The following is a 21373-nucleotide window of genomic DNA, read 5'->3' as shown; positions in this document are numbered from 1 at the left end:
GGTCTGGCTCTCCTTGCTGGAGACCAAGACCACCCAAAAGGGTGAAACCCCGCGGCTGGTGCTCAAGACCCGCGCGGCGCAGGCGCTGGTACATTGGATCGAGGTGGGAGAGATCGAAGATGGCCCCCTGTTCCGGCCAATCTCCAAAGCGGAGCGGGTGCTGAAACGCCGACTCAGCCCGGATGCGATCTACCAGATTGTCAAACACCGGCTGAGGCTCGCTGGCCTGCCCGAGGGCTTCGCCTCGCCGCACGGGTTGCGCTCGGGCTTCCTGACCCAGGCTGCGCTGGACGGTGCCCCGATCCAGGCCGCCATGCGCCTGTCGCTGCACCGCTCCATGGCCCAGGCGCAAAAGTATTATGACGATGTCGATATTGCAGAGAATCCAGCAGCGGACTTGCTGGGGTGAAACCTTAGCAGTGATGGTGGTGGCCGCCATCAGTGACTAAGGCATCCCGGATTACGATTTGGCTGCATACGAGCTGGTTCTGGTGCCCGACATACAAAACGTTTTGAAAATCACGGGGCAAAGTATCGGTCCGACACCGAATGAGGATGTGATCCCTGGTGGTCAGAGGCTTATTCCCGTCGGCAGCTGACTGAATATCGATATATGTTGACAGATATTCCCCGCATAAGGACACTTTCCGGGAAAACCCTTTGATGGTTCAGGAGCGATAATTGCAGGTTTCATCAGCTGTCCCGTCTCAAATGAAATCGGCCTCTCCACAATTGCGCGGTGAATATCTGATCAGCATTGCCATCCTGGCGAAAGGCGATATCGCAGATATCGAGAAGACAACGCTTGAGGCGCTGGAGTTTCTGGAAAACACGACTGAATTTTTTGAAATCCTGCTGCTTGTCGCAACAACAGATTATGAGCGCAACCGGACGGTTTTTGATCGCCTGTTCAACCTGCGCAATCTGCGCAGCCTTATCCTGCGCGAGGGGACAGGTGAATATCGTGCGGCTGTAATCGCCGCAACGGAAACAATCGGTGATTTTGCAATCATTGTTTCCCCGGATGAACGAAACCTTATCGACCTGCACAAAATCTACGACACCATGACCCGCACCGGTGCCTCTGTCAGGTTGCGAAACACAAATAGGGCCAGTTTTCCAGCACGCATTGCGGCCCGGCTGCTGAGCCTGATTTCAGGTTATGAAGTCGATCCCCAGATTCTGCGATCGGCAGCATTTCACCGCTCTCATATCGGATGGATCGCCTCGAGGGCCGACCGGGAAATCGCCTTGCGCTTCATGCCACGCAACGGGGGGCATTCTGATGATGTCACGACACTGGACGTCGAACCGGGCCAGAGTTTTCGTAACAGACGCTCGATCTCCCTCAAACTTGGGATGGCCATAGAGATTCTGTCTAATTCCCCCCCCAGCATTCTGCGTTTTCTCGCAATGCTAAGCTTTTTCGTATCATTCTGCTCTGTTTTGTTTTTCTTCTACGCGATCTGCCTGTTTGTCTTCGGTGCCACGCTGCAACCCGGCTGGTTTACGACCAGCATTGCAATCAGCGGCTCAACTGCACTGGCGGGGCTTTTATTCGGTGCCATTTCAACAGCCCTTTATCAGATTCTCAGCCGGCTTCAGGACAATACGGGTGACGAAGTTATCCGGGAATTGAACAACACCGATTTTTTCAAGAATTTCCGGAGGGTCAATGTCGAAACCATGGCCCCGGATTGATTACCCGATCCACCGTGATGAACAATTCTGAAACTCCAGCACCTACGGACCGCGCAGATTTCGACGTTGTCATAATTGGCGGCGGCTTCTTCGGCTGCGCACTCAGCCTGCTGTTTCGCAGCATGACGGATCGGGTTTTGGTGGTCGAACGCGGCACGGAACTGATGACCCGCGCCTCGGCGGTCAATCAGGCACGGGTTCATTCGGGGCTGCATTATCCCCGAAATTTTGTCACCGCGCAGCGGTCCCTGAAGAATTTTCCCATTTTCACGAACGCGTTCCGGAATTGCATTCAGGACGATTTCGAAATGCTTTATGCCATCTCAAAGCGCAAGTCGCATGTACAGGCCAACCGGTTTGAGGCGATGTACAAACTTATGGGAGCCCCCATTCAGCGGGCCAGCCCATCGCAATGCGCCTTGTTCGATGCAAATGAAGTTGAGGCGGTGTTTACCTGCCAGGAATACGCGTTTGACTGGACCAGACTGCGCCAACACCTGCAAACAAGAATGTCCACGCACGAGGTCCCTGTCTGGTTCGAAACCGAAGCACACCGGGTCCGAAAAACCGCAAGCGGGCATCTTGAAATCGATCTGTCGAATGGCGCTACAATTGGTGCGAAAACCGTTTTCAACGTTGGTTATGCTCAACTCAATACGCTGCTCAGAAACAGTGGCCTCGACCTGTATCCCCTCAAGCATGAGATGGTCGAGATTGCGCTTGTCAAACAACCCGCTGAACTGAACGGCCTTGCCGTCACCCTGATGGATGGACCATTCTTTTCAATCATGCCCTTCCCGGCCGAAGGAGCCTATTCGTTGTCCCATGTCCGCTATACTCCACAGGCTTCGTGGATCGATACACCTGCTGGCCCGTCCGCATATGAACAGTTTGAGCAGCTGCAACGTCACAGCCGCTGGCGGCATATGGTCAATGACGCGGCCCGCTATATGCCCTGCCTGGCCAATATCGAATGGCAGAAGTCCCTCTTTGACGTAAAGACAGTGCTGCTGCGCAACGAATTTGACGATGGTCGGCCAATCTTAATGGACGAACACGAGCAATTGCCGGGGCTGTTCTCAATTCTGGGGGGGAAAATTGACAATATTTTTGACCTGTTCGAATTTCTCCAGGCCAGACGTCCGGACTGGGCCGGTCTGTCACCACATTTGGTGACCGAGACCTGATGCGCTTTCTTAGGTTCACAGCTATCAGTGGAATCGGCCTTGTCGTCGATATTGCAGCAGCCCTTTTTCTGCATCGGGTTATCGGATTTCCGCTGTGGCTGTCGGCAACGCTGAGCTTTTTGGTTGTCGGCGCATGCAACTATCTGATCTTCGAATTCTGGCTGTTTCGTTCTGAAACCAGTGCGGTTTCGATGCGGCGTTTGGCCGGAGTTCTGCTGAGTGCGACTTTTGCCGGATGTGCACGCATCGCGACAATCGTGATCCTTGAGTCTTTTGTTGACGTTGTGATGACAGCCAACTGGCTACGAGATGTTTTAATCCTGCTGGCGGGTGCAGGCGTGTCACTTACTGTAAATTTTATTATAAATTCCCGCGTTGTATTCGGTCGGAATATGCAAGAATTGCCGCCGGAGGAATTGTGAGCCTGAATTGCACGTCAAAGAGTTTCAAAGGAATGAGTAATGGACTGTCTTGTCGGGTACACAGGATTTGTTGGCGGTAACTTGACCCGCCAGCACAGCTTCTCGGGCCTTTTCAATTCATCAAACATTGATCAGGTGGCTGGGCATGACTGCGACACGCTTGTGGTTTCGGCTGTCCCCGCCACGATGTGGCTGGCCAATCAGAACCCCGATGCGGACCGGGCCAATATTCTGGGGTTGTTCGAAAAGCTGCGGCAGGTGCGGGCAGACCATGTTGTTCTGATTTCGACAATCGCGGTTTACCGCGACCCGTCCAGGCCGGTGACAGAAGACAGCGGTGATTTTGAAACCGAGCTTGCCTATGGCCGCCATCGCCGCGAGTTCGAGACCCTGATCGCAGACCGTTTCCCAAGCCATCTTGTCCTGCGCCTGCCCGCCCTGTTCGGACACAATCTGAAAAAGAACTTCCTGTTCGATTGCATGAACCCGGTGCCGTCCTTTCTGAAGTCTGAAAAATACGACGGCTTGTATGCCGCTGCCAGTTCCGCCGACAAACAGGTTATCAAACGCGGTTTCAGCTGGGATGAGGGCGCAAGAATGTGGCGCTGCAACCGCGACGAGATTGCAGGTACGGACACAAGCGTACGCCTGCGCGATATCTGTGAGGATGCCGGGGTGACGGCCTTGGCCTTCACACACGCGGACAGCATGTTTCAGTTCTACGGCCTGTCCAGATTATGGGATGACATCACAACAGCGCGCGAAAACGACCTATCGGTCCTGAACCTCGCAACCCGGCCACTGCGGGCGGGCGACATCTACGAAAACCTTACGGGCAACGCATTCCCATATCGCGAAGCATCGAAGGTCTCGCAGGATATGCGCAGCCGATACGCGAACCTCTGGGGGCGTGAGGACGGCTATCTGCTTGGGCGAGACGCAATCCTGTCAGGTATCCGGACGCTGACCGGGTTGGGTCAATGAAGCTCTCGGTCTCGAATATCGCCTGGTCCCCTGAGCATAAGCTCGAAGCTTATGCGCTGCTGCGCGATCACGGGGTGAGCGGCCTTGAATTCGCGCCGGGGCTGCTGTTTCCCGACCTCGATGCACCGCTGGAGGCGACCACACAGGAATGCGACCGGGTGCTTGCCGAGCTTGACGAATTCGGGCTGCGCCCGTCCTCGATGCAATCCCTTCTGTTTGGTGTCCCCGAGGCCCATCTTTTTGGCTCGTCCATGGCGCAAGAGACCCTGCAAGAGACTATGAAAGGCGCAATCGGGCTTGCCGCGCGCCTGAACTGCCGGAACCTTGTCTTCGGCTCTCCCCAAAACAGGGTGATCCCGGATGATATGGCCGCCACACAGGCAGAAGCGATCTGGCGCGACAATTTTCTCAGGATGGGAGATACGGCTGCCGCCAACGGTGTGGTCGTCGCACTGGAACCCAATCCGATGCAGTATGGCACGAATTTCATGACCAGCATTGCCGACACCCTGGCGGTTGTCAGATCGGTCGATCACCCTGCAATCCGCATGAATCTGGATCTTGGGGCGGCCATCCTGACGGGCGAGATCAAAACATTCGAAAGCTGGCTCTCCAACGCTTTGGAGATTTCGCACCATGTTCATCTCAGCGTCCCGGAACTGGCCCCACTGTCAACACAGGCACCAATTGTTCAGTCTATGTCCGAAGCTCTTGAAGCGGCGGGCTGGCAAAATTGGATTTCGGTAGAAATGCGCGGCGGGCTTGATGCGCTGTCCGAAACCCTTGCCGCCTGTTTTGGGCAAGAGTGAAAGGGGCCGAATGTCCGAGATAGAACCAGACCGGCAAGTTCCCACATATGAAAGTGAGGTCTTTCAGCCCCGTAATTCCGCAGTGGCGCTGGTCATCCCGGTCATTAACGAAGGCAAACGGTTGCTGGGTCAGTTGGATGCCATAGCCGCTCTTGCACCACCGGTAGATATCATCATCGCGGATGGTGGGTCCAATGACGGTTCAACAGATGCGACCCAGCTTGAACCCAGACGGGTCCGGGCCTGTCTGACAAAGACCGGCCCCGGCAAACTGAGCGCGCAATTACGAATGGCCTATGCCTGGGCGCTGGAACAGGGCTATGAGGCGATCATCACCATGGATGGGAACGGCAAGGATGGTGTCGATGGCATCCAGCGCATCCTCGACAAGCTCGAGGCCGGATTTGGATATGTCCAGGGCTCGCGCTATTCACGCGGGGGCCGCGCAATCAACACGCCCCTATCACGCTGGATTGCCGGCCGTTTTATCCATGCCCCTCTGGTCAGCCTTGCCGCACGTCATTGGTTCACCGACACCACCAACGGGTTTCGAGGCTATTCCAGTGCCTTTCTGGCCGACCCGGGTGTCCGCCCTTTCCGGAACATCTTCATGCGGTACAGCCTTCTGTTTTACCTGTCCGTCAGAGCATCACAGCTTGGATATAAAGTGACCGAGGTTGGCGTGACCCGCACCTATCCCGACAGCGGCGCCGTACCGACCAAAATCAATGGGTTCAGAGGGAAACTGGATCTGCTTGGAGAATTATTTGGGGCTGTAACAAGGAGATATCACCCCAAGAACTAAACACCTGAAGTGGTCCTGAGGGCAGACATGCCTGATATATCAAAGCAATTCAGGATCCCCCGCCAATACGAACTGCTGACCTATGACGAGAACGGAGATGCAAAAAAATACCAACCCCAACTGGCGAAGCGTTGTTTTTACGCTGGCCTCGTTCATTCTGGTCCTGCCATTGATAGTGTGGCTTCCGCAAGCATTCGGGCACGCGCCGGGTGTCATCAGCACGGCGCAGGCCGAAGGATATAATAACCGAATTGCACATATCACGACCGTGCTGTGGATATTCTTCACCGTAACAGGCGTCTGGGTGTTGTCACGCGGGGCGGAATTCTCTCCACGTTCCCCGGCCCAATCTGCTTCAAAATCCGGATGGGCGGCGACCCTGCTGTTGCCGTTGCTTGTATTTATTGCAATCGTATTTGCTTACTTCCCTCCGGCACTTGCACCAAGTGGGCCGTTTTTCGAAGAATCCATCCATCTGACAGCACTGCATCGAATGCTGGGTGGAGACGTACCTTATCAGGATTTCGAATTTTTGTACGGGCCTCTTATGCTCTACCCCGCATATTGGTGGACCAAGCTGACTTCGTTTTCCCTGGTTTCATTTTATACTTACGTGATGATTTTGGAACTGCTGGTGATGCTGGCGCTGCTCATCCCCATCCAGACCTACATTTCGTCTTTCTGGGCCCGATTAGGGGCGTTCCTGCTACTGTCCAGCCTGTATTTCAACACCATGCTCGGACCGAACCAGAACGGTCTGCGCAAACTGGCAGGTGTGCTGATCCTGATCAGTGTGGCCCATCGCCCTTTCCACACCGGGCTCTGTGTGCTGCATGGCATCGCTCTTGGGCTGTTGCTCAGCTACTCTCAGGACTTCGGCGCCGCCACCGCCATTGGCATTTTTGCAATCTACGCATCCATCTTCGCCAAACTCCGGGACTGGCGCGCAATCACCGCGCTTTTGCTGACGGCGGGGATATCATTCGTCATCTGGGTGGGGTGCCTGTGGTTGCTTCTGGGTCCCGCCGTCGGGGATTACTTTTCCGTCGTCCGCTATCTGACCGGGCAGTTTGATGCGGGTGAGGCAGCTTTCCGCTTTTATTGGACCGCGTCGGGCCTTGCAGTCTTTGCACTGGTCCTGATCGCCATCTGGCTGACCGGATCAGCGCTAAGCCGCAACTGGATAGATACGCCGGGACCCTCTGATCTGTTGATCATCGGTGCTTTGGCTTATGCAGCAATCCTGCTTAAAAGCGGTCTTAGCCGTGCCGATCAATGGCACCTTGTCCCCAGTGTTCTGCCTATTGCGTTCTGCCTTATACTGCCTCTACGCGCATCCTACGCCCCTATCGCCAACTCATTGCGGGGTTTAGGGATTGCCCTGACTCTGATCCTGGCACTGACATACACTTTCGGTCAGTTCACGATCGCCCGATATGTTTTCCGCGACGGATTACTGGCCAACTATCAAGCCATGATTTCCGGTCAGTTGGCGCGGCCCGACACCATCGTCAACTCCGTGCAGCAGAACCTTCTACGTGAAAAGAGCGATCCGGACGAAAATATCGTAGAACTGTCGCGCTTCCTGTCAGAACCACCGCAAAGAGGTAAGCCCGTCTTTGCCTATGACCGCCTGTGGTCTTTGCCAGCAAAGTTAGGGGTCTCAAAAGTCGGCTTTCTGACTGATAACTATATCTATGGCGATGAACGTGGCCAGTTGTTGCGTCAAATGCTCAACGAAAACCCGGATGTTCTCGTGGTTATCGATCGGGAATCCTATGACTGGATGTCATCGACCCCCGACGATGCTCCGCCCCCGCCTGGCAATCATTGGGTCAGCCGTGGCAAATATGGCGAGTTGCGGGCGATGCTGGCTTCGGTTCATGTACCTGCTGTCCCACTTGAAGCCATGCAAATGCGGACGCGCTGGCGCCGGCTCGTCGGGAATTATCTCATGGGTAACTATGCCCCGATCTTCAGCAATGATCGTTTCGTCCTTCTTGAGCGCAGTGAGAACGATCCTGCTGATGGATCGGATTGATCAACCGCAGGGCGCTGCCAGCAGGATGAAATTCTAAATGTTTCGCGCGCGAAACATCAGGTGCCACGGGCGTGCAGCCAATCTCGCAAGTCCGAAAGGAATGCCTCCGACACTCCGCGACCGGACAGCGTAAGCTGCTTCCCGTTTCGACTCTGTTTCACCTGAATATCGCCAATCGTCTCCGTTGGCGGCGAAACAGAGTCTGAATCGGACATTTTTAGAGAATTAGACCCTATTTCATTCGCCGCACGTGTCAGAACTGAGATTTCGGCGTCCCCTGTCGCTGCCCGGGTTTCATCCAGCGCCTTGGCAATCGCAGGCAAAGTCCTGGGATCGTCCTTCAGAGTCTTTGCAATCGACAGCCCCAACCGCTCGGGAATGGCCGAAGGGAACCGCAAATGTTCATCCAGCGCATGATAGATCGCGACGAAAGATCCGATCTTCGACCGTTTGGCGCGACTCGCCGAGGCGAATAGCCCGCGAAGGGCCGCAGTTTCATCCGGGTAAACCCCCTGCTCTGCCGCACGGGCCACGATCCGGGCGCGTTCGTAATAGCTCAGCCCGACACGGATCTCGTTTTCCTCGACCATGGCCACATAGGCGTCCGAGGCGCTCTGCGGCTGCCTGAGGAACGCGCGTACGGTGTCAAAGCGTGCCTCGCCCGTTTCCTGCGCCAGCGCCCGCAGCGCTGTCATCCGCCGCCAGCCTGAGATCAGGCCGTATTGTCCGCCTTCCAGTTCCACGACTTCAATCGGGGTTTGCTGCCCGCGCGCTTTCAAGCTTTCCTTCAGCGCGTCCATCTCGGCATCGTCGGCAGCCATCCGGTCGCGGACCAGGTGGGTTTCCTCGATGGCGTCCAGCGGCAGGTCCTGCACCAACCGCCCCTCAGCGCGGGCGGCACGCAATTCTTCGGACAACTCCTCCAGCGCGGCCTGAGCGGCCGTGGCACCAGCCACCTGCGCAACCGGAGGTGCGGACCGGGGCGTATCCGCCGGAAACATGGAATTCACCCCATGGGCAGGGCGGGTGTCGTCCAGATAATCCGGTCGGGCAGGGGTCAGTCGTTTGCGTTTTGCCATCGGTTTCTCCTTTTCCTGCGCGGATCAGACTCTGTTTTGGGCCACGGCAGATGTGTTTCGCGCGCGAAACATGCCTGTCAGAGTGTCAGTTCCGGCGTTCCCGCCTCTTCGTTTTGCTGTGCCAGTTCCTCGCCCCGCCAAACCCCGATCAGCAGCTTCTTGAACGAGGCATAGGTGGCGTCAAAGGTTTCCCGCCCGCGCACATAGGTCTCGCGGTTGAAGTCGCGGTAATCGGCCTCGTAAATGCCGTTGACCTGCTCTCCGGCCTGCCCGATCAGCGCTGTGTAACCCTGCCAGTGCGGCGACAGGGTACGCCCCAGATAGGCCTGCATCAGCCCGGCCAGTTCCGCCTGCTGGCTACCGTCATAGCGGGTGATGACCGTGCGCACTGCATCCCATTGAAAGGCCATCTCGGGGCGTCCCAGCGCGCGGGCGGCCATGTTTTCTCCGTCTTCGATGGACTGGAAGGTGGAATGCAGCATGTCGAAGAACCGACCGGTGGAATCGAACTCCAGAAACGACGCCCCCATGGGCACCAGCAGGATGTCCGAGGCCGCCAGCCCGTTGATGGTCAAATAGCCCAGGGCTGGGGGGGTATCGACGAAGACGATATCGTACTCGTCCAATACGCCATCTTCTTCCAGAGTGTCGGTCAGCGCATCCCACAACTTCCAGCTGCGGCCTTGCATGCGCCAGACGGGAATCTGGAATTCGGCCCAATAGAGGTTCAGCTGAGCGCCGATCAGATCGATATTCGGCCAGTGGGTTTCCTGGATCAGATCTCCGCCGCGTACTTTCAGCGCGTCTGACAGCGTGTCATCGATCGGGTGGGGGGCCTCGCCCCGGTCAAGCCGTCCCTGATTGTCGCGGCGCAGATGGGTGGCATAGTGGCGGGCGAGCAGAGGAAACACCGTCTGCCATTCATCCGTTACCTTGCCGCCGAAGATCGAGGTCATCGACCCCTGACTGTCCAGATCGATAACCAGAACCTTGTAGCCGTCCAAAGCCGCGGACATGGCCAGATGGGCGCAAGTTGACGTCTTGCCGACGCCGCCCTTGAAGTTTGCCACCGAGACGATCTTGGCCGGCAGCCCCTTGGGGCGGTAGGGGCGATACTCTTTGGCCTTGGAGCCTTCGGAGGCGAAATGCAGGCGCAGGCGCAATACCTCGTCCAGCGTGAACCACTTGGCACCACCTTCGGTTTCCGACCGCCCTTGCGGCAGATCCGGGTTGCCCTTCAGGACCCGGCGGAAATGAGCGGGCGCGACGGGGATCAGATATTTGGTAATTTCCCAGGTCGACAACAGCCGCAGTTTTTTTTGACCGTCATCCTCCAGCCCCCGGTGCGCCAGATCGGCCCGGCCTCGGGCACAGGCATCTGCGATGTCCGAGAAATCATGCGTGCCGGTGGGATCTCCAAGCTCTTCATAAGCCAGGTCCGGATCGATATTGAAATACGGGGGGAGTCCCTCGGATGTGCCTGCTCGCATCGAAATACTGCCTGTGTGCTATGTTTTCCTTAATATACCACAAAAGATGGCATGCGAAAGCATTATGAGTACAAGACTGGATTTTCTAAGCAAAAATAACGGGTAAAAGCCGTTTGAGGGGCGGTTTTAATGCAGGTTGCAAAAAATTGTTCTGTTAGAATTCTGTTATCTTATTAGTTACGGCATTCGGCCACCTCCTTTAAGTATAAGAAAAAAAATAGGTTTTTGTGACTTTTGATATCCTAAGTGAATCTGATCCCACGAAAGGGTGACTCTGAACCCACGTTGGACTGACTCTGAACCCACGATCCGGCGGCTTTACGCCTCCTGTGGATAACTTTACGGTGAGCGTCAATAAAACCACGAACGCAGATTCGGGCAGGAACATATGGGCAGGGCAGTATGAGCGGGTCAGGGGCATTGTTGCCTGACCGGCATCCAACGGGTGATTTTTTTGTATGCGATATCTTCGATGCGCTGCCCAAGACCGATATGGGGTCGATGGAGCATCCGATGTTTTCGCTCTCGACCCGACCGGACCGGCGGATTCTGAACTACGAACATAACGGGGTCGAGATTACGGTGACGCCGTCGGTGCGCGGCCTGGCGACAATCCACGACAAAGACATCCTGATCTTTTGCATCAGCCAGCTGATGGCGGCGATCAATGCAGGCCGGACGGTCAGCCAGGTGCTGCATCTTACGGCGCATGATCTGATGGTGGCGACAAACCGCGAGACCAGTGGTGACGGTTACAAGCGCCTGCGCGAAGCGTTCGAGCGGCTGGCCGGTACCCGGATCACCACCAACATCGTCACCGGTGAGACCGAGACCACCACCGGGTTCGGCCTGATCGAAAGCTGGGAAATCGTCCGCCGTACCCGGGCGGGCCGGATGGTCAGCGTCAGCGTGAAACTGTCGGACTGGCTGTTCCGCGCGGTGTTGGCCAAATCCGTGCTGACCCTCAGCCGCGATTACTTCCGTCTGCGCAAACCGCTGGAACGGCGGATTTATGAGCTGGCGCGCAAACATTGCGGGCGCCAGCCCGAATGGCGGATCTCGGTCGAGGTGCTGCTGAAGAAATCGGGTTCGGCCTCACCCCGGCGGGTGTTCCGTAAAATGATCCGGGACATGATCGCTGCCGATCACCTTCCTGATTATGAGATAACCGAAGAGCCCGGGGACCTGATCCGGTTCACGCGCCGCGGGCAGGTGGTAGAGGGGCCGGACAAGCCGATCCTGCCACCGGCAGCTTTGGAGGAGGCCAGAGCGATGGCGCCCGGCCGGGACGTCTATGCGCTGGAGGCGGATTGGCTGGCCTATTGGGCTGCGTCGGGCCGTCCACAGATCAGAAATCCCCAGCGGGCCTTCCTGGGATATGTGGCCAAGAGGGTGGCGGGTCGGGATTGAACGATCAGCCGGAATAGGCGTGATTTTGTTTCCGGATTCGTATCTTTATCGCTTTCACCGAGCAGCTAACGATGATGGTCGCCAGTATGAACATCCAGCCAACCAGCATATAGGCCCCGAATGCCATCAGGATGGAAGAGCCGGAATACAAAGCAAACCCGCCAGCGCACAGGCCGACAAGGATAGCTATTCCGATAATTCCCAACATGTTTTTCGGTCCTCCGGCATTCGCCTTGGTATGAGCGCAACCCAAAGTGGGCGATGGTCTATGCCATGGGCAGGCGCCCATACTGATTCCGTGACGAAATCATGGCAAAACTATGAACCACCTTGGGTTAAAATTTGGTTATTTTTACCTGACGGGGCTTTGCCCCACTACTCGTTCAACACCGCGTGCTTTTTTGCGGCATGAAGATGCCTGCACTTGTCGTTTTGTAAGTTATATATGGCAGCCATATCTGGCAATGGGCCCGCCAAAAACGTGCAAAGCTCCGCCGATCTCTGGGGGTGGCAGGATCACATCTTGACCAGTCGCCCGCCTGTCACCGTGATCCCCAGCTTTGCAAACACGTTTCGAGTATCGAAAACCAGTGCCGCCTCGCGCGCGACCAGAGCGTAATCCGGGGCGCTGTGATCGGTGATCACGGCCACCGCCGCATAGCGGCTCAGGTTCTCGGCTGTCAGCGGTTCGGAGGTCCGGCCGGCAAGCTGTGGGAATTCTCCGCCTTCGGGTAGACAGGGGAAGTAAGGGTCGTGATATGCGACCTCGGCCCCCAGTTTCTCCAACTCGTCCAGCAGCACCAGTGCAGGGCTGCGACGGGTGTCCTCGACATCGCGCTTATAGGCGATGCCCATCAGCAGGATGCGCTGTCCGGTCAGGGGTTGTCCGGTTTCGGCCAAGGCCGAGCCATTGCGCGCCGCCAGTTCCGCAGCCATCCGCGCGGCCAGCATGGACGGAACAGCGTCGTTGCTGGAGCGGGCCAGATTGATGATCGGTGTGTCTGATCCCGCATCCGCCGCGCGCCAGGCCAGATAGGCGGGCGAGACCGGAATGCAGGCCCCGCCAATGCCGGGGCCGGGATAGAAGGGCATGAAACCAAAGGGCTTGGTGGCTGCCGCCTCGATCACTTCCCAAACGTCCACATCCATCGCCTCGAGTGCGGTTTTCAACTCGTTGACCAGGGCGATATTGACGGTGCGAAAGCTGTTCTCGACCAGCTTCACCGCCTCGGCGGTGGCGGCCGAGCTGACCGGTACGGCGCTGGTGACGATGGCGCGATAGAAATCCTCGACCAGTTGCCGCGACAGGGGGTCGTCGGCCCCCACCACTTTGGGAATGCTGTGCGTGTCGAACTTGTCATTGCCGGGATCTTCGCGTTCCGGCGAGAAGGCCAGAAAGAAATCAGAGCCAGCACGCAGGCCACCCGCCTCGAGGATGGGTTGAACCAGCGTTGTTGTGGCGCCGGGCCAGACGCTGCTTTCCAACACCACCAGCTGTCCCGGGCGCAGATGCTGCGCAATGGTCTGGGCGGCGGCGGCGACAAAGCGCATGTCCGGGTCCTGCGCGTCGGTCAGCGGCGTCGGTACGCAGATCAGCACGATATCGGCCTCGGCCAGTGCTGCGGCGTCCTGCGTCGCGCGGAACCTGCCACTGTTCATCGCGTGCGCGATCCGGTCCTGCGCCAGATACGATATGACCTGATCGCCCTGATTGATCCGCGCAACCCGGTCGGGGTTGAGATCAACGCCGGTGGTATCGAACCCCTCATCATATGCGGTCAGCGCCAGCGGCAGGCCGACATAGCCCAGCCCCACAACGGCAACCCGCGCGTCGCGTGTGGCGATGAGCTGTCTGAGGGACTGATGGTGCGAAGTCTCGTAGTTCATAATTTACCCTGATCTTACAAAGGCAGACTGAAATCAATTCACGGTATGGCTGTCGGAAATTCTAACCCCATCCACGGATAGGGTGGAAGGGGTGCGAATCCAACAAATTTGTCAGCCTGGTTCCAGACTGCAGTACTGTGTTTCTGAGGTGGGTTCAATTTTCGTCGCAAGGTGGCATTGTTGAGGATTTCTCAAAAAAATAAATCAGGGGGAGAATTAAATTATTTTGGGTGTAATGCCTGCCGAAACGACTTTTCAGCCAATTCCGCACCTTTGTCCCAGCTAAAAATCGAAGCCTGCGCCAGCGCCTTTTGCGACAGGGCGTTCCGCAGGCCGGGTTCGGTCAGCAGGCGGACGGTCTGATCGGCCAGAGCCTGGCTTGACAGAGGATCGAAATAAAGCCCGCCATCGCCCACCACTTCCGGAAGGCTGCCGCGATCCGAAGACAGAACGGGCGTGCCGCAGGACATCGCCTCAAGCGCGGGCAGGCCGAACCCTTCCCAGAGCGAGGGGAAGACCAGCGCATCTGCAGCATTGAGCAGGGCAGCCAGTTCCGGGTCATCGATCTCGCCGGTGAATACGATGCTTTCAGAGCGGGCGGCATCAGCGGCAGCGCTGGCTTTGAGGTCCTCGACATTGTCCCAGAACCGCGCACCGGTGGTGCGTCCGACGATGGCCAGGCGGGTGTCTGGTACTTGTGCCAAGATCTGAGGCATGGCCTCGATCAGGCGCAGCACGTTTTTGTGCCGGTTGAAGCCCCCGAGATAGACCAGAAGCGGTGCTTCGGATGGGATGCCATGAGCCTGTCTGGCCTGAATTAGAGCCGAATTATCGTTGATAGGCCTGAAAATGGCTTCAGCCCCTTCGGTGATCGTGTCTATCCGGTCGCGGGGAATGCGCAGGATACGCGTCAGGTCATTTGCCGAGGCGTCCGAGATTGTCATCACCCGCGTCGCCCGCATTTTGGCCAGCCAGCACTTCGCCTGCCACAGGCGGAAGTTCAGCTTTTTGGGGAAGATGAGATCGGGAAAACGCTCGGGAATGGTGTCATGAAAACACACGACCGAGGGGCGCCGGGTCAGTTGCGGGAAATAAGAATAGACCGCCGGGTAGAAGAACAGATCACACTCCATCCGCTGCGCGGATCTCGCCATGGTGATCAGGTCCGCCCCGCCGCGTGCCGAGGCGCCGGATGAGGCCTCTGACATCGACCGGTCCGACCCGGCGATCTGGATGTCGACACCTTCGGGCACGGGCCGCGTCGGTTCCTGATCGAACAGCAACGTATAGCGGAACCCCGATTGCCGCGCCGCCAGAGCAGGGATCAGATTGCGGGTGAACCGTCCAAAGCCACGTTCATTTTCCCAGGAACTGGCGTCTACACCGATATGCAGCATGCTTTTGCCTTGATAGGGGCCCTGAAATCCGGGCCATGCGGTTGCGTTTCAAATGATGGGCATGGCGTCAGCCAAACCGGCCCCGCAAATAGTCTGCTGTCGCGGCCAATCCTTTTTCAAGCGGATAGTCGGGCTGATAGCCCAGCCGTTCCTGCGCCTGTGCGATGCTGCACCCGCCCCTGGCGGCAAAAAGCTCCAGCAGATGCCGGTTGGGATAGGCCACACCATCGCCCGAAGACACGCGCCTTTTGATGGCGCGCACCAGCACCTCGAACCGCTCGCGCCCCAGCAGGGTACGGCCAAGCGCACTGATCCGGGCCGCAACCGAAAGGGTCTCGGGGCCTGCCTCATGCTCCTCCGGCTCGGGGCCCAGCCGGTCCGAGAGGGCCTGATAAGGTTCCAGGCGGATGTCGCCCTTGCCGATGATCCGGGAATAGCCGGTCAACAAGGCGGACCATGCAACCGGTTCGGGCCCTGAAATGACAAAGCGTTCCTGCCCCAGATCCTCCAGCACCGCCGCCCGGAGAATGGCCTGCACCACATCATCGACGAACACACCATTACACAGCCCCTCTGGCTGCGGCAGAATCTGTGTTCCGGCGGCGAGATTTTCTGTTAGCTGATCCGTCCACAAGGCGCTGCCGGGCCCATAAATCAAGGTGGGTTGAAGGATGGCCGCCGGGATCGGCCCGGCCATCAGCTGTTTTTCCATCTCGATCTTGGCCTGACGGTACGGGCTGCCGCCGGGGCGTTGCATCGGACTGGTTTCATCCAGGTCCTCGTTGGGCCAGGCGTCATAGGTTACGATGGAACTGGTATGGATGATCCTGCCGATGCCAGCGTCCTGCGCCGCGCCGAATAATGCGGCAAAATCCGACAGGTTCTTTTCGGCGGTGGCCCGTACGTCATAGGCCAGATGTGCTAGTATGTTGTGTCCACGCAAGGTCTCTGCGACCGCCGCATGATCGCCAAGCGCGGCGGTGACGACATTGACGCTCTTCGCCTCCAGATCTTTCGCGCCATGGCGGCTGCGCAGCAAGGCCGTGACCCGCGCCCCGCTTTCCAGAAGGGCCGGAACCAGCCGCGCCCCAAGAAATCCCGTCGCGCCGGTCACGAAGACCTTCTGTCCCTGCAGTTTTTCCGATCCGGTGACGTTCACTGTTGCCAATCCCTCTTCAATTCAAATCAAGGCATGAAATCGTTGCGTCTCAGAAGCCTAGCGCAGGGTAGTTGCGCATGCTACTCCGCTAGCAGATGATCTGCTGTTATAGATGTCCGGGGTGTAACACCCCATGGTTTTGAGTGAGGAATTTTATGAGGATCGGTGTGATCGGAGCTGCCGGCAAGATCGGGCAGATGCGCGTGCAGACCATTATCGACAACCCCGACACCACGCTTGCCGCCGTTATGGATACGGATATGCACCGGGCCGAAGCCGTGGCCAATGGCGCGTCGGCCTTTACAGATGCGGACAGGTTCTTCGATGTCGACATGGACGCGGTCGTGATTTCCACGCCGGCGCATGTGCGCGAACCTGTGTGCCTGACAGCGTTTGAGCGGGGGTTGCATGTGCTGTCGGAAAAGCCACTGGCCAACACGGTCGAGGCCAGTCGCAGGATTGTTGCGGCGGGCCGGGCCGCGGGAAAGGCCTTGGGTGGCGGGTTCAACATGCGCTATTACCCGGCCTTCTCATACGTGAAGGATGTCATCGGGTCGGGCCAGATCGGAGAGATCGATCATGTGCGTATCTATGGCGGTCATGAGGGTCTGACGAAATTCGTGTATGACTGGGAATACAAGTCCGACATATCGGGCGGCGGAGCGTTGTGGGATGTGGGGATTCACATGTCCGACATGGCTCGTCACATGCTGGGTGAAATCACCAGCGTTTACGGCGTCGCCACCGAAAAGGTCTGGAACGAGCCCGGTTCCGAAGACAACGCAATGGCAATTTTCAAAAGCCCCGAGGGTATTCCGGCGATCTATCAGGCGACCTGGACAGACTGGAAGGGCTACAAAAGCCAGGTCGACGTCTATGGCAGCAAGGGCATGGTGCGTGGCGCTTATGCGCCGATGGAAACATTGCTGATCACCATGGATCGTCCGGGTGGCAAGCCCACTCGCCAGCATCGCCGCTATCCCGGGATCATACTGCGGGAAAAACTGAAATCCTGGAAAACCACGGCGCTGCTGTCTTTTGCCGATGAGTTGCAGGAATTTGTCGGGCTTTGTGAGGGGCAGACGGGTTTGCGCATTTCCGACGGCCATGCTGCCCTGCGGGCGATTGAGGTTGCGGATGCGGTGCGCGAAAGCAGTGCAACCGGCCAGCCGGTCACGCTTGAGGCGCTGGGGGACATGGCCGCATGACATCCGACCGGTTTCCAGACGGCGCTTGGCATCCTGACCGGGCCTTGTCAGTATCTGCCTTGAAAGGGCAGGGTTTTTCCAGTTGCAGGAGCTTGCGGTGACAGATCATCCAACGCTTTCCATTGTCGTGACGATTGTCGATGGCGGCTCTTACCTGCGCGACTTTCTGGTGTCGGTCGCCGCATTCGAAGACCCGCCGCCGCTGGATATCATCGTGCCTTATGACGCAAGCGTCTCGGATGCCGCCAATTATGCAGCGGAGTTTCCGGATGTGAATTTTCTGGACCTCGGGGCGATCACACCTGCCCGCCCCATTACATCCGAGGCGGGCCAGCATGAGCTGTTTGACCGCAGGCGCGCGGCAGGGCTGGCTGCCGCTACCGGCGATGTGATCGCGATCCTCGAAGATCGCGGGCATCCGCATCCTGACTGGGCCCGCACCGTCATGCGCCTGCATGCGGAAACCGGCAAGAATGTCATTGGCGGGGCCATCGACTGCAAGGAACCGGTCTCGCTGCTCAACTGGGCGTTCTATGTGACCGACTTTGGCCGCTACGGCCTGCCGTTTGACAGCGGCCCGGCCGAATGGGTTTCGGACGTGAATGTGACCTATAGCCGGAAGGCGCTCGAGGCGACCCGCCATCTGTGGAAAGAGCGGTTCCGCGAACCGGTCGTTCACTGGTTCCTGATCGAGCAGGGTGAAGAGTTGTTGCTGTCCAATGAGCTGGTTGTCGATCATGTCCGTCCTCCGGCCACGCTGGGTCGGCTGTTGCCGGAACGGTTTCATTGGGGCCGTCTGTTCGGCCATATCCGGGCGATGCATATGAGCGGTCCGAAACGGCTGGCCTATATCGTGTCCAGCCCGCTGATCCCGCCGGTTCTGTGGGTACGCCATGGTCTGACACAAGCAAGCAAGGGGCGGCTTCTGCGGTATCCGACAGCGCTGCCCTATATCATCATCCTGACCATCGCCTGGACCTGTGGCGAGGTCTGGGGCTATATCACGCGCAGGCCCTGAACGATGCAGGCAACCGGACCAGAATACGACGTCATCGTCATTGGCTCGGGTGCTGCCGGGGGATGGGTTGCGAAGGAAACAAGCGAACGCGGCTGCCGGACATTGATGCTGGAAGCCGGGCGTACGCTGGACCCCAAGGAAGATTTCCCCGACAGCGACCGCGCGGGCGGGTCCCGTGTCAGCATCCTCAGCCGTGTCATGGCGATCCTGCGGGGACAGCATGTGCAGGCGCGCTGCATGTCCTTTACGCCCCTGACCGGGCATCTGTTCGTCAATGACCGACAGAACCCCTACACCACGCCATCCGGCGCCCATTTCAACTGGTTCCGGTCCCGTCAGGTCGGCGGACGGCTGCATCTGTGGGGCCGCAACGCGCTGCGTCTTTCGGATCAGGAATTCAAGGCCGCCGAGCAGGACGGGTTCGGCGACAGCTGGCCGATTTCCTATGCCGATCTCGATCCCTGGTATGGCCGGGTCGAACAGTTTCTGGGTGTTGCGGGCGAGGCGGCGCAGATCGAAAACCTGCCGGATGGTATCTACGACGCACCGCACTCTCTGACCAAAGCCGAACGTGCGCTCATGGCCGAACTTTCTGAGAAATGGCCGGATCGACCCGCGACCACCTGCCGGATCATCCGCCATGTTCCCGCGCGGACGCCTCTGCCCCTGACAGCAGCGCAGGCAAGCGGGAATTTTGAGTTGCGCAGCGGGGCGGTGGTGTCAAAGATCGAAACCGATGCGCAGACGGGTCTGGCAACCGGGGTTCGCTATATCGACGCGGCCAGCGGGCAGGAGCATACCGTGAGGGCGCGGGTGATTGCGGTTTGCGCCTCGACCATTGAATCCGTGCGGCTTTTGCTGAATTCCCACGGGCCGCGTCATGAGAAGGGTCTGGGCAATTCATCGGGCAATCTGGGGCGCTACCTGTCGGATCATCTGATGGTTTTTCGGGCAGGCACCCTGCCCGAGGTCGAAGGGCTGGGGCCCGATCATGATCCTTATGATTTCGGGGCTCAGTCCGGCATTTATATTCCCGGTTTCCGCAACCGTGGGGGCCGTGAGGATTGTGGGTTCCTGCGCAGCTACTCTTTGTTGGGGTCTGTCGGGCGGATCGAGCCCGGCTGGTTCTTCATGGCAATCGGAGAGGTTCTGCCGCGCGCCGAAAACCGGATAGAGCTTGACCCCAATAAACGCGATGCCTGGGGCGTTCCGGCGCCAAAGGTCACGCTGCGCCATTCCGACAATGAACGCGCGATGGTGCAGGATATGAAAGACACTCTGAAGGACGTGTCGCAAACTTTCGGCCTGCCCGATGACCTGCTGGGGCGCGAAAGCCTGGTGTCGAAACTGGCCTACAAAATGGCCGGGCCACTGGTCTATACCCCCGACGGGGCCCTGCAGCCGGGGTCATCGATCCATGAGACCGGAGGGGCATGCATGGGAGATGATCCTGCCCGACATGTGCTGAACAGGGATCTGGAAGTGTTCGATTGCCCCAATGTCCATGTCACGGACTCGGCGTCGTTTCCAACCAATCCGTTCCAGAACCCCGGCCTGACCATCATGGCCCTGTCAGCCCGCGCAGGCGCGCGGATCGCCGAGAAGGTCACCGCAGACCGCGCACGCGGCGTCTGACGCGTCAGCCCCGCGACCGCCCTGCCAGATCGTAATAGGTTTTTTCAAACTGGTGATGCACCCAATTGGGGTCGAACCGGTCCTCCCGGCTGCGTTGCAGGGCGTTGTCTGCCAGTGTTTGACGGCGGCTCTCATCTGACAGAACATCCGCCACTGCCGTGCAGATCGCGTCGATATCGCCGATGGGCACCACCGCACCAACGCTGTCGTCGATCAGTTCGACCACGCCGGAACAGGCGGTGGCCACGGCGGGCGTTCCAGCCTGAAACGCCTCGGCGATGGTGAAGGGCAGCGCCTCCCACCGCGAGGTCAGCAGGAACAGGTCCGCCGCGCGCAGATGACGGATCGGTTTATCCGTCCGGCCGATGAATTGCAGATGTTTGCCAACCCCTTTTTCCCGCGCCAGAGCATGCAGCTTTGCCTCGTCTGGTCCGTCGCCTGCAACAACAAAGCGGTAGCCGGGATGGGTCTGCTTCAGCCGGGTGACGCAATCGATCAGAATGTCGATCCCCTTCTGCGGCTGCAGGCGCGCCAGTGTCAGGATTACCCGTTCGCCATCCCCAAGCAATTTGGCCCGCAGTTCGGCGATATCCTCTGCGCTGTCCTTGGGCGGAGGCGATACGCCCAGACCGATCACCTTCAGCTTATCCATTGGCACATTGCCGATGGTTGCCAGATCTTCGGCCGAGCGATGGCTGGGTGTGATCACCAGATCGCATTTCGCGGCAATCCGGCCAAAGGCCGCAATCCGTTCGGGCTCCGACCCGTGATAGGTGACGGCCACCGGAATGCGCCGTCCGGTGCGGGCCAGATTGGCGACCAGAGCAGGTGCGGATTCATGGCAATGGATCAGATCGACCGGATTTTCCGCCAGCCAGCGCCGCAACCGCCAGGCCGCGCCGGCCGTATGGCGCAGCCGGTTGACGATGCTGCCGCCTTCGCCTGCGACATAGCGGGTGGGCAGGTCCAGAAATCCGGCCCCCCGGTCCGGACCGGCCCAGATATCGGCGGTGCCTGCCAGCGTGATGCGATGGTTCCTGGCCTCCAGCCAGTCGCTCAACCCCAGGATATGCCGGGTGATGCCGCCCATGCCAAACTGGGAGCCCATTTCGACGACATGAAGGGGGTTTGAAGAAGGGGC

At 58.4% G+C, this 21373-nt stretch carries 19 protein-coding genes; 12 read left to right on the top strand and 7 right to left on the bottom strand.

Translation table 11 applies throughout. The annotated features are described in order from the left end of the window. From GOX66_RS21225 to GOX66_RS21190, 8 genes are all read left to right on the top strand, one after another. Positions 1 to 409 (top strand): tyrosine-type recombinase/integrase (locus GOX66_RS21225; protein WP_170765264.1); only part of this gene is annotated, 409 nt, incomplete at its 5' end. 272 nt (positions 410 to 681) lie between these two features. Continuing rightward, the gene (locus tag GOX66_RS21220) at positions 682 to 1701 is read left to right on the top strand and encodes a hypothetical protein (RefSeq protein WP_170765262.1); all 1020 of its coding nucleotides are present in this window, start codon (positions 682 to 684) and stop codon (positions 1699 to 1701) included. Positions 1702 to 1718: 17 nt separating this feature from the next. After that, positions 1719 to 2888 (top strand): FAD-dependent oxidoreductase, encoded by a 1170-nt coding sequence (locus GOX66_RS21215; RefSeq protein ID WP_170765260.1) that lies wholly within the window; start codon positions 1719 to 1721, stop codon positions 2886 to 2888. Beyond that, positions 2888 to 3310 carry a GtrA family protein gene (locus GOX66_RS21210; protein ID WP_170765258.1) on the top strand — a complete coding sequence of 141 codons (423 nt, stop codon included), beginning with the start codon at positions 2888 to 2890 and terminating at the stop codon, positions 3308 to 3310. The genes GOX66_RS21215 and GOX66_RS21210 overlap by 1 nt, the downstream gene beginning before the upstream one ends. A gap of 39 nt (positions 3311 to 3349) precedes the next feature. After that, a complete protein-coding gene (locus tag GOX66_RS21205) occupies positions 3350 to 4294 on the top strand; it encodes an NAD-dependent epimerase/dehydratase family protein (RefSeq protein ID WP_170765256.1) in 945 nt (314 codons plus the stop codon). After that, complete coding sequence (locus tag GOX66_RS21200; RefSeq protein ID WP_170765254.1) at positions 4291 to 5103, top strand: sugar phosphate isomerase/epimerase family protein; 813 nt, start codon at positions 4291 to 4293, stop codon at positions 5101 to 5103. Before GOX66_RS21205 ends, GOX66_RS21200 begins: the two co-directional genes overlap by 4 nt. A gap of 10 nt (positions 5104 to 5113) precedes the next feature. Next, a complete protein-coding gene (locus tag GOX66_RS21195; protein ID WP_170765252.1) occupies positions 5114 to 5908 on the top strand; it encodes a glycosyltransferase family 2 protein in 795 nt (264 codons plus the stop codon). 97 nt (positions 5909 to 6005) lie between these two features. Next, positions 6006 to 7949, top strand: coding sequence for a hypothetical protein (locus GOX66_RS21190; protein ID WP_170765250.1), 1944 nt, complete (start codon positions 6006 to 6008; stop codon positions 7947 to 7949). A gap of 56 nt (positions 7950 to 8005) precedes the next feature. Here the strand turns inward: GOX66_RS21190 and GOX66_RS21185 are convergent, their stop codons facing one another. Beyond that, positions 8006 to 9028 (bottom strand): ParB/RepB/Spo0J family partition protein, encoded by a 1023-nt coding sequence (locus GOX66_RS21185; protein ID WP_170765249.1) that lies wholly within the window; start codon positions 9026 to 9028, stop codon positions 8006 to 8008. Between the two features lie 77 nt (positions 9029 to 9105). Beyond that, the gene (locus tag GOX66_RS21180) at positions 9106 to 10518 is read right to left on the bottom strand and encodes an AAA family ATPase (RefSeq protein ID WP_170765248.1); all 1413 of its coding nucleotides are present in this window, start codon (positions 10516 to 10518) and stop codon (positions 9106 to 9108) included. Between the two features lie 402 nt (positions 10519 to 10920). Here GOX66_RS21180 and GOX66_RS21175 point away from each other — a divergent pair, with 402 nt between their 5' ends. Continuing rightward, entirely contained in the window at positions 10921 to 11928 is a 1008-nt protein-coding gene (locus GOX66_RS21175; RefSeq protein WP_170765247.1) for a replication initiator protein A, read from the top strand. A 4-nt stretch (positions 11929 to 11932) separates the two neighbouring features. On the opposite strand, the gene GOX66_RS21170 is transcribed toward GOX66_RS21175, so the two are convergent. From GOX66_RS21170 to GOX66_RS21155, 4 genes are all read right to left on the bottom strand, one after another. Beyond that, complete coding sequence (locus GOX66_RS21170) at positions 11933 to 12136, bottom strand: hypothetical protein (protein ID WP_170765246.1); 204 nt, start codon at positions 12134 to 12136, stop codon at positions 11933 to 11935. A gap of 308 nt (positions 12137 to 12444) precedes the next feature. Further along, positions 12445 to 13815, bottom strand: a complete 1371-nt coding sequence (locus tag GOX66_RS21165) for a nucleotide sugar dehydrogenase (protein ID WP_170765245.1) — start codon at positions 13813 to 13815, stop codon at positions 12445 to 12447. A 221-nt stretch (positions 13816 to 14036) separates the two neighbouring features. Next, positions 14037 to 15212: a glycosyltransferase family 4 protein gene (locus tag GOX66_RS21160; protein ID WP_170765244.1), complete on the bottom strand. Its 1176-nt coding sequence runs from the start codon at positions 15210 to 15212 to the stop codon at positions 14037 to 14039. Between the two features lie 67 nt (positions 15213 to 15279). Beyond that, complete coding sequence (locus GOX66_RS21155; protein WP_336509516.1) at positions 15280 to 16371, bottom strand: NAD-dependent epimerase/dehydratase family protein; 1092 nt, start codon at positions 16369 to 16371, stop codon at positions 15280 to 15282. A gap of 167 nt (positions 16372 to 16538) precedes the next feature. Between GOX66_RS21155 and GOX66_RS21150 the strand changes: the two genes are divergently transcribed. The 3 genes from GOX66_RS21150 to GOX66_RS21140 all read left to right on the top strand — a co-directional run bounded on the left by GOX66_RS21150 (position 16539) and on the right by GOX66_RS21140 (position 20232). Continuing rightward, a complete protein-coding gene (locus GOX66_RS21150; RefSeq protein ID WP_170765241.1) occupies positions 16539 to 17579 on the top strand; it encodes a Gfo/Idh/MocA family protein in 1041 nt (346 codons plus the stop codon). A 97-nt stretch (positions 17580 to 17676) separates the two neighbouring features. Further along, complete coding sequence (locus tag GOX66_RS21145; protein ID WP_170765240.1) at positions 17677 to 18597, top strand: glycosyltransferase; 921 nt, start codon at positions 17677 to 17679, stop codon at positions 18595 to 18597. Between the two features lie 3 nt (positions 18598 to 18600). After that, positions 18601 to 20232 (top strand): GMC oxidoreductase, encoded by a 1632-nt coding sequence (locus tag GOX66_RS21140; protein ID WP_170765239.1) that lies wholly within the window; start codon positions 18601 to 18603, stop codon positions 20230 to 20232. Between the two features lie 4 nt (positions 20233 to 20236). Here the strand turns inward: GOX66_RS21140 and GOX66_RS21135 are convergent, their stop codons facing one another. Next, a complete protein-coding gene (locus GOX66_RS21135) occupies positions 20237 to 21340 on the bottom strand; it encodes a glycosyltransferase family 4 protein (RefSeq protein WP_170765238.1) in 1104 nt (367 codons plus the stop codon). Positions 21341 to 21373 lie beyond the last annotated feature (33 nt).

Source organism: Ruegeria lacuscaerulensis (genome assembly GCF_013031245.1).
GTDB classification, from domain to species: Bacteria; Pseudomonadota; Alphaproteobacteria; order Rhodobacterales; family Rhodobacteraceae; genus Ruegeria; species Ruegeria lacuscaerulensis_C.
Note: the sequence above shows the minus strand (reverse complement) of the source record. Positions and strands in the feature narration are given on the sequence as shown.

Bases quoted from the DNA above. Each gene is read 5' to 3' on its own strand.
- GOX66_RS21215 (WP_170765260.1), top strand. From the start codon at position 1,719: ATGAACAATTCTGAAACTCCAGCACCTACGGACCGCGCAGATTTCGAC.
- GOX66_RS21210 (WP_170765258.1), top strand. From the start codon at position 2,888: ATGCGCTTTCTTAGGTTCACAGCTATCAGTGGAATCGGCCTTGTCGTC.
- GOX66_RS21205 (WP_170765256.1), top strand. From the start codon at position 3,350: ATGGACTGTCTTGTCGGGTACACAGGATTTGTTGGCGGTAACTTGACC.
- GOX66_RS21200 (WP_170765254.1), top strand. From the start codon at position 4,291: ATGAAGCTCTCGGTCTCGAATATCGCCTGGTCCCCTGAGCATAAGCTC.
- GOX66_RS21195 (WP_170765252.1), top strand. From the start codon at position 5,114: ATGTCCGAGATAGAACCAGACCGGCAAGTTCCCACATATGAAAGTGAG.
- GOX66_RS21190 (WP_170765250.1), top strand. From the start codon at position 6,006: ATGCAAAAAAATACCAACCCCAACTGGCGAAGCGTTGTTTTTACGCTG.
- GOX66_RS21185 (WP_170765249.1), bottom strand. From the start codon at position 9,028: ATGGCAAAACGCAAACGACTGACCCCTGCCCGACCGGATTATCTGGAC.
- GOX66_RS21180 (WP_170765248.1), bottom strand. From the start codon at position 10,518: ATGCGAGCAGGCACATCCGAGGGACTCCCCCCGTATTTCAATATCGAT.
- GOX66_RS21175 (WP_170765247.1), top strand. From the start codon at position 10,921: ATGAGCGGGTCAGGGGCATTGTTGCCTGACCGGCATCCAACGGGTGAT.
- GOX66_RS21170 (WP_170765246.1), bottom strand. From the start codon at position 12,136: ATGTTGGGAATTATCGGAATAGCTATCCTTGTCGGCCTGTGCGCTGGC.
- GOX66_RS21165 (WP_170765245.1), bottom strand. From the start codon at position 13,815: ATGAACTACGAGACTTCGCACCATCAGTCCCTCAGACAGCTCATCGCC.
- GOX66_RS21160 (WP_170765244.1), bottom strand. From the start codon at position 15,212: ATGCTGCATATCGGTGTAGACGCCAGTTCCTGGGAAAATGAACGTGGC.
- GOX66_RS21140 (WP_170765239.1), top strand. From the start codon at position 18,601: ATGCAGGCAACCGGACCAGAATACGACGTCATCGTCATTGGCTCGGGT.
- GOX66_RS21135 (WP_170765238.1), bottom strand. From the start codon at position 21,340: ATGGGCTCCCAGTTTGGCATGGGCGGCATCACCCGGCATATCCTGGGG.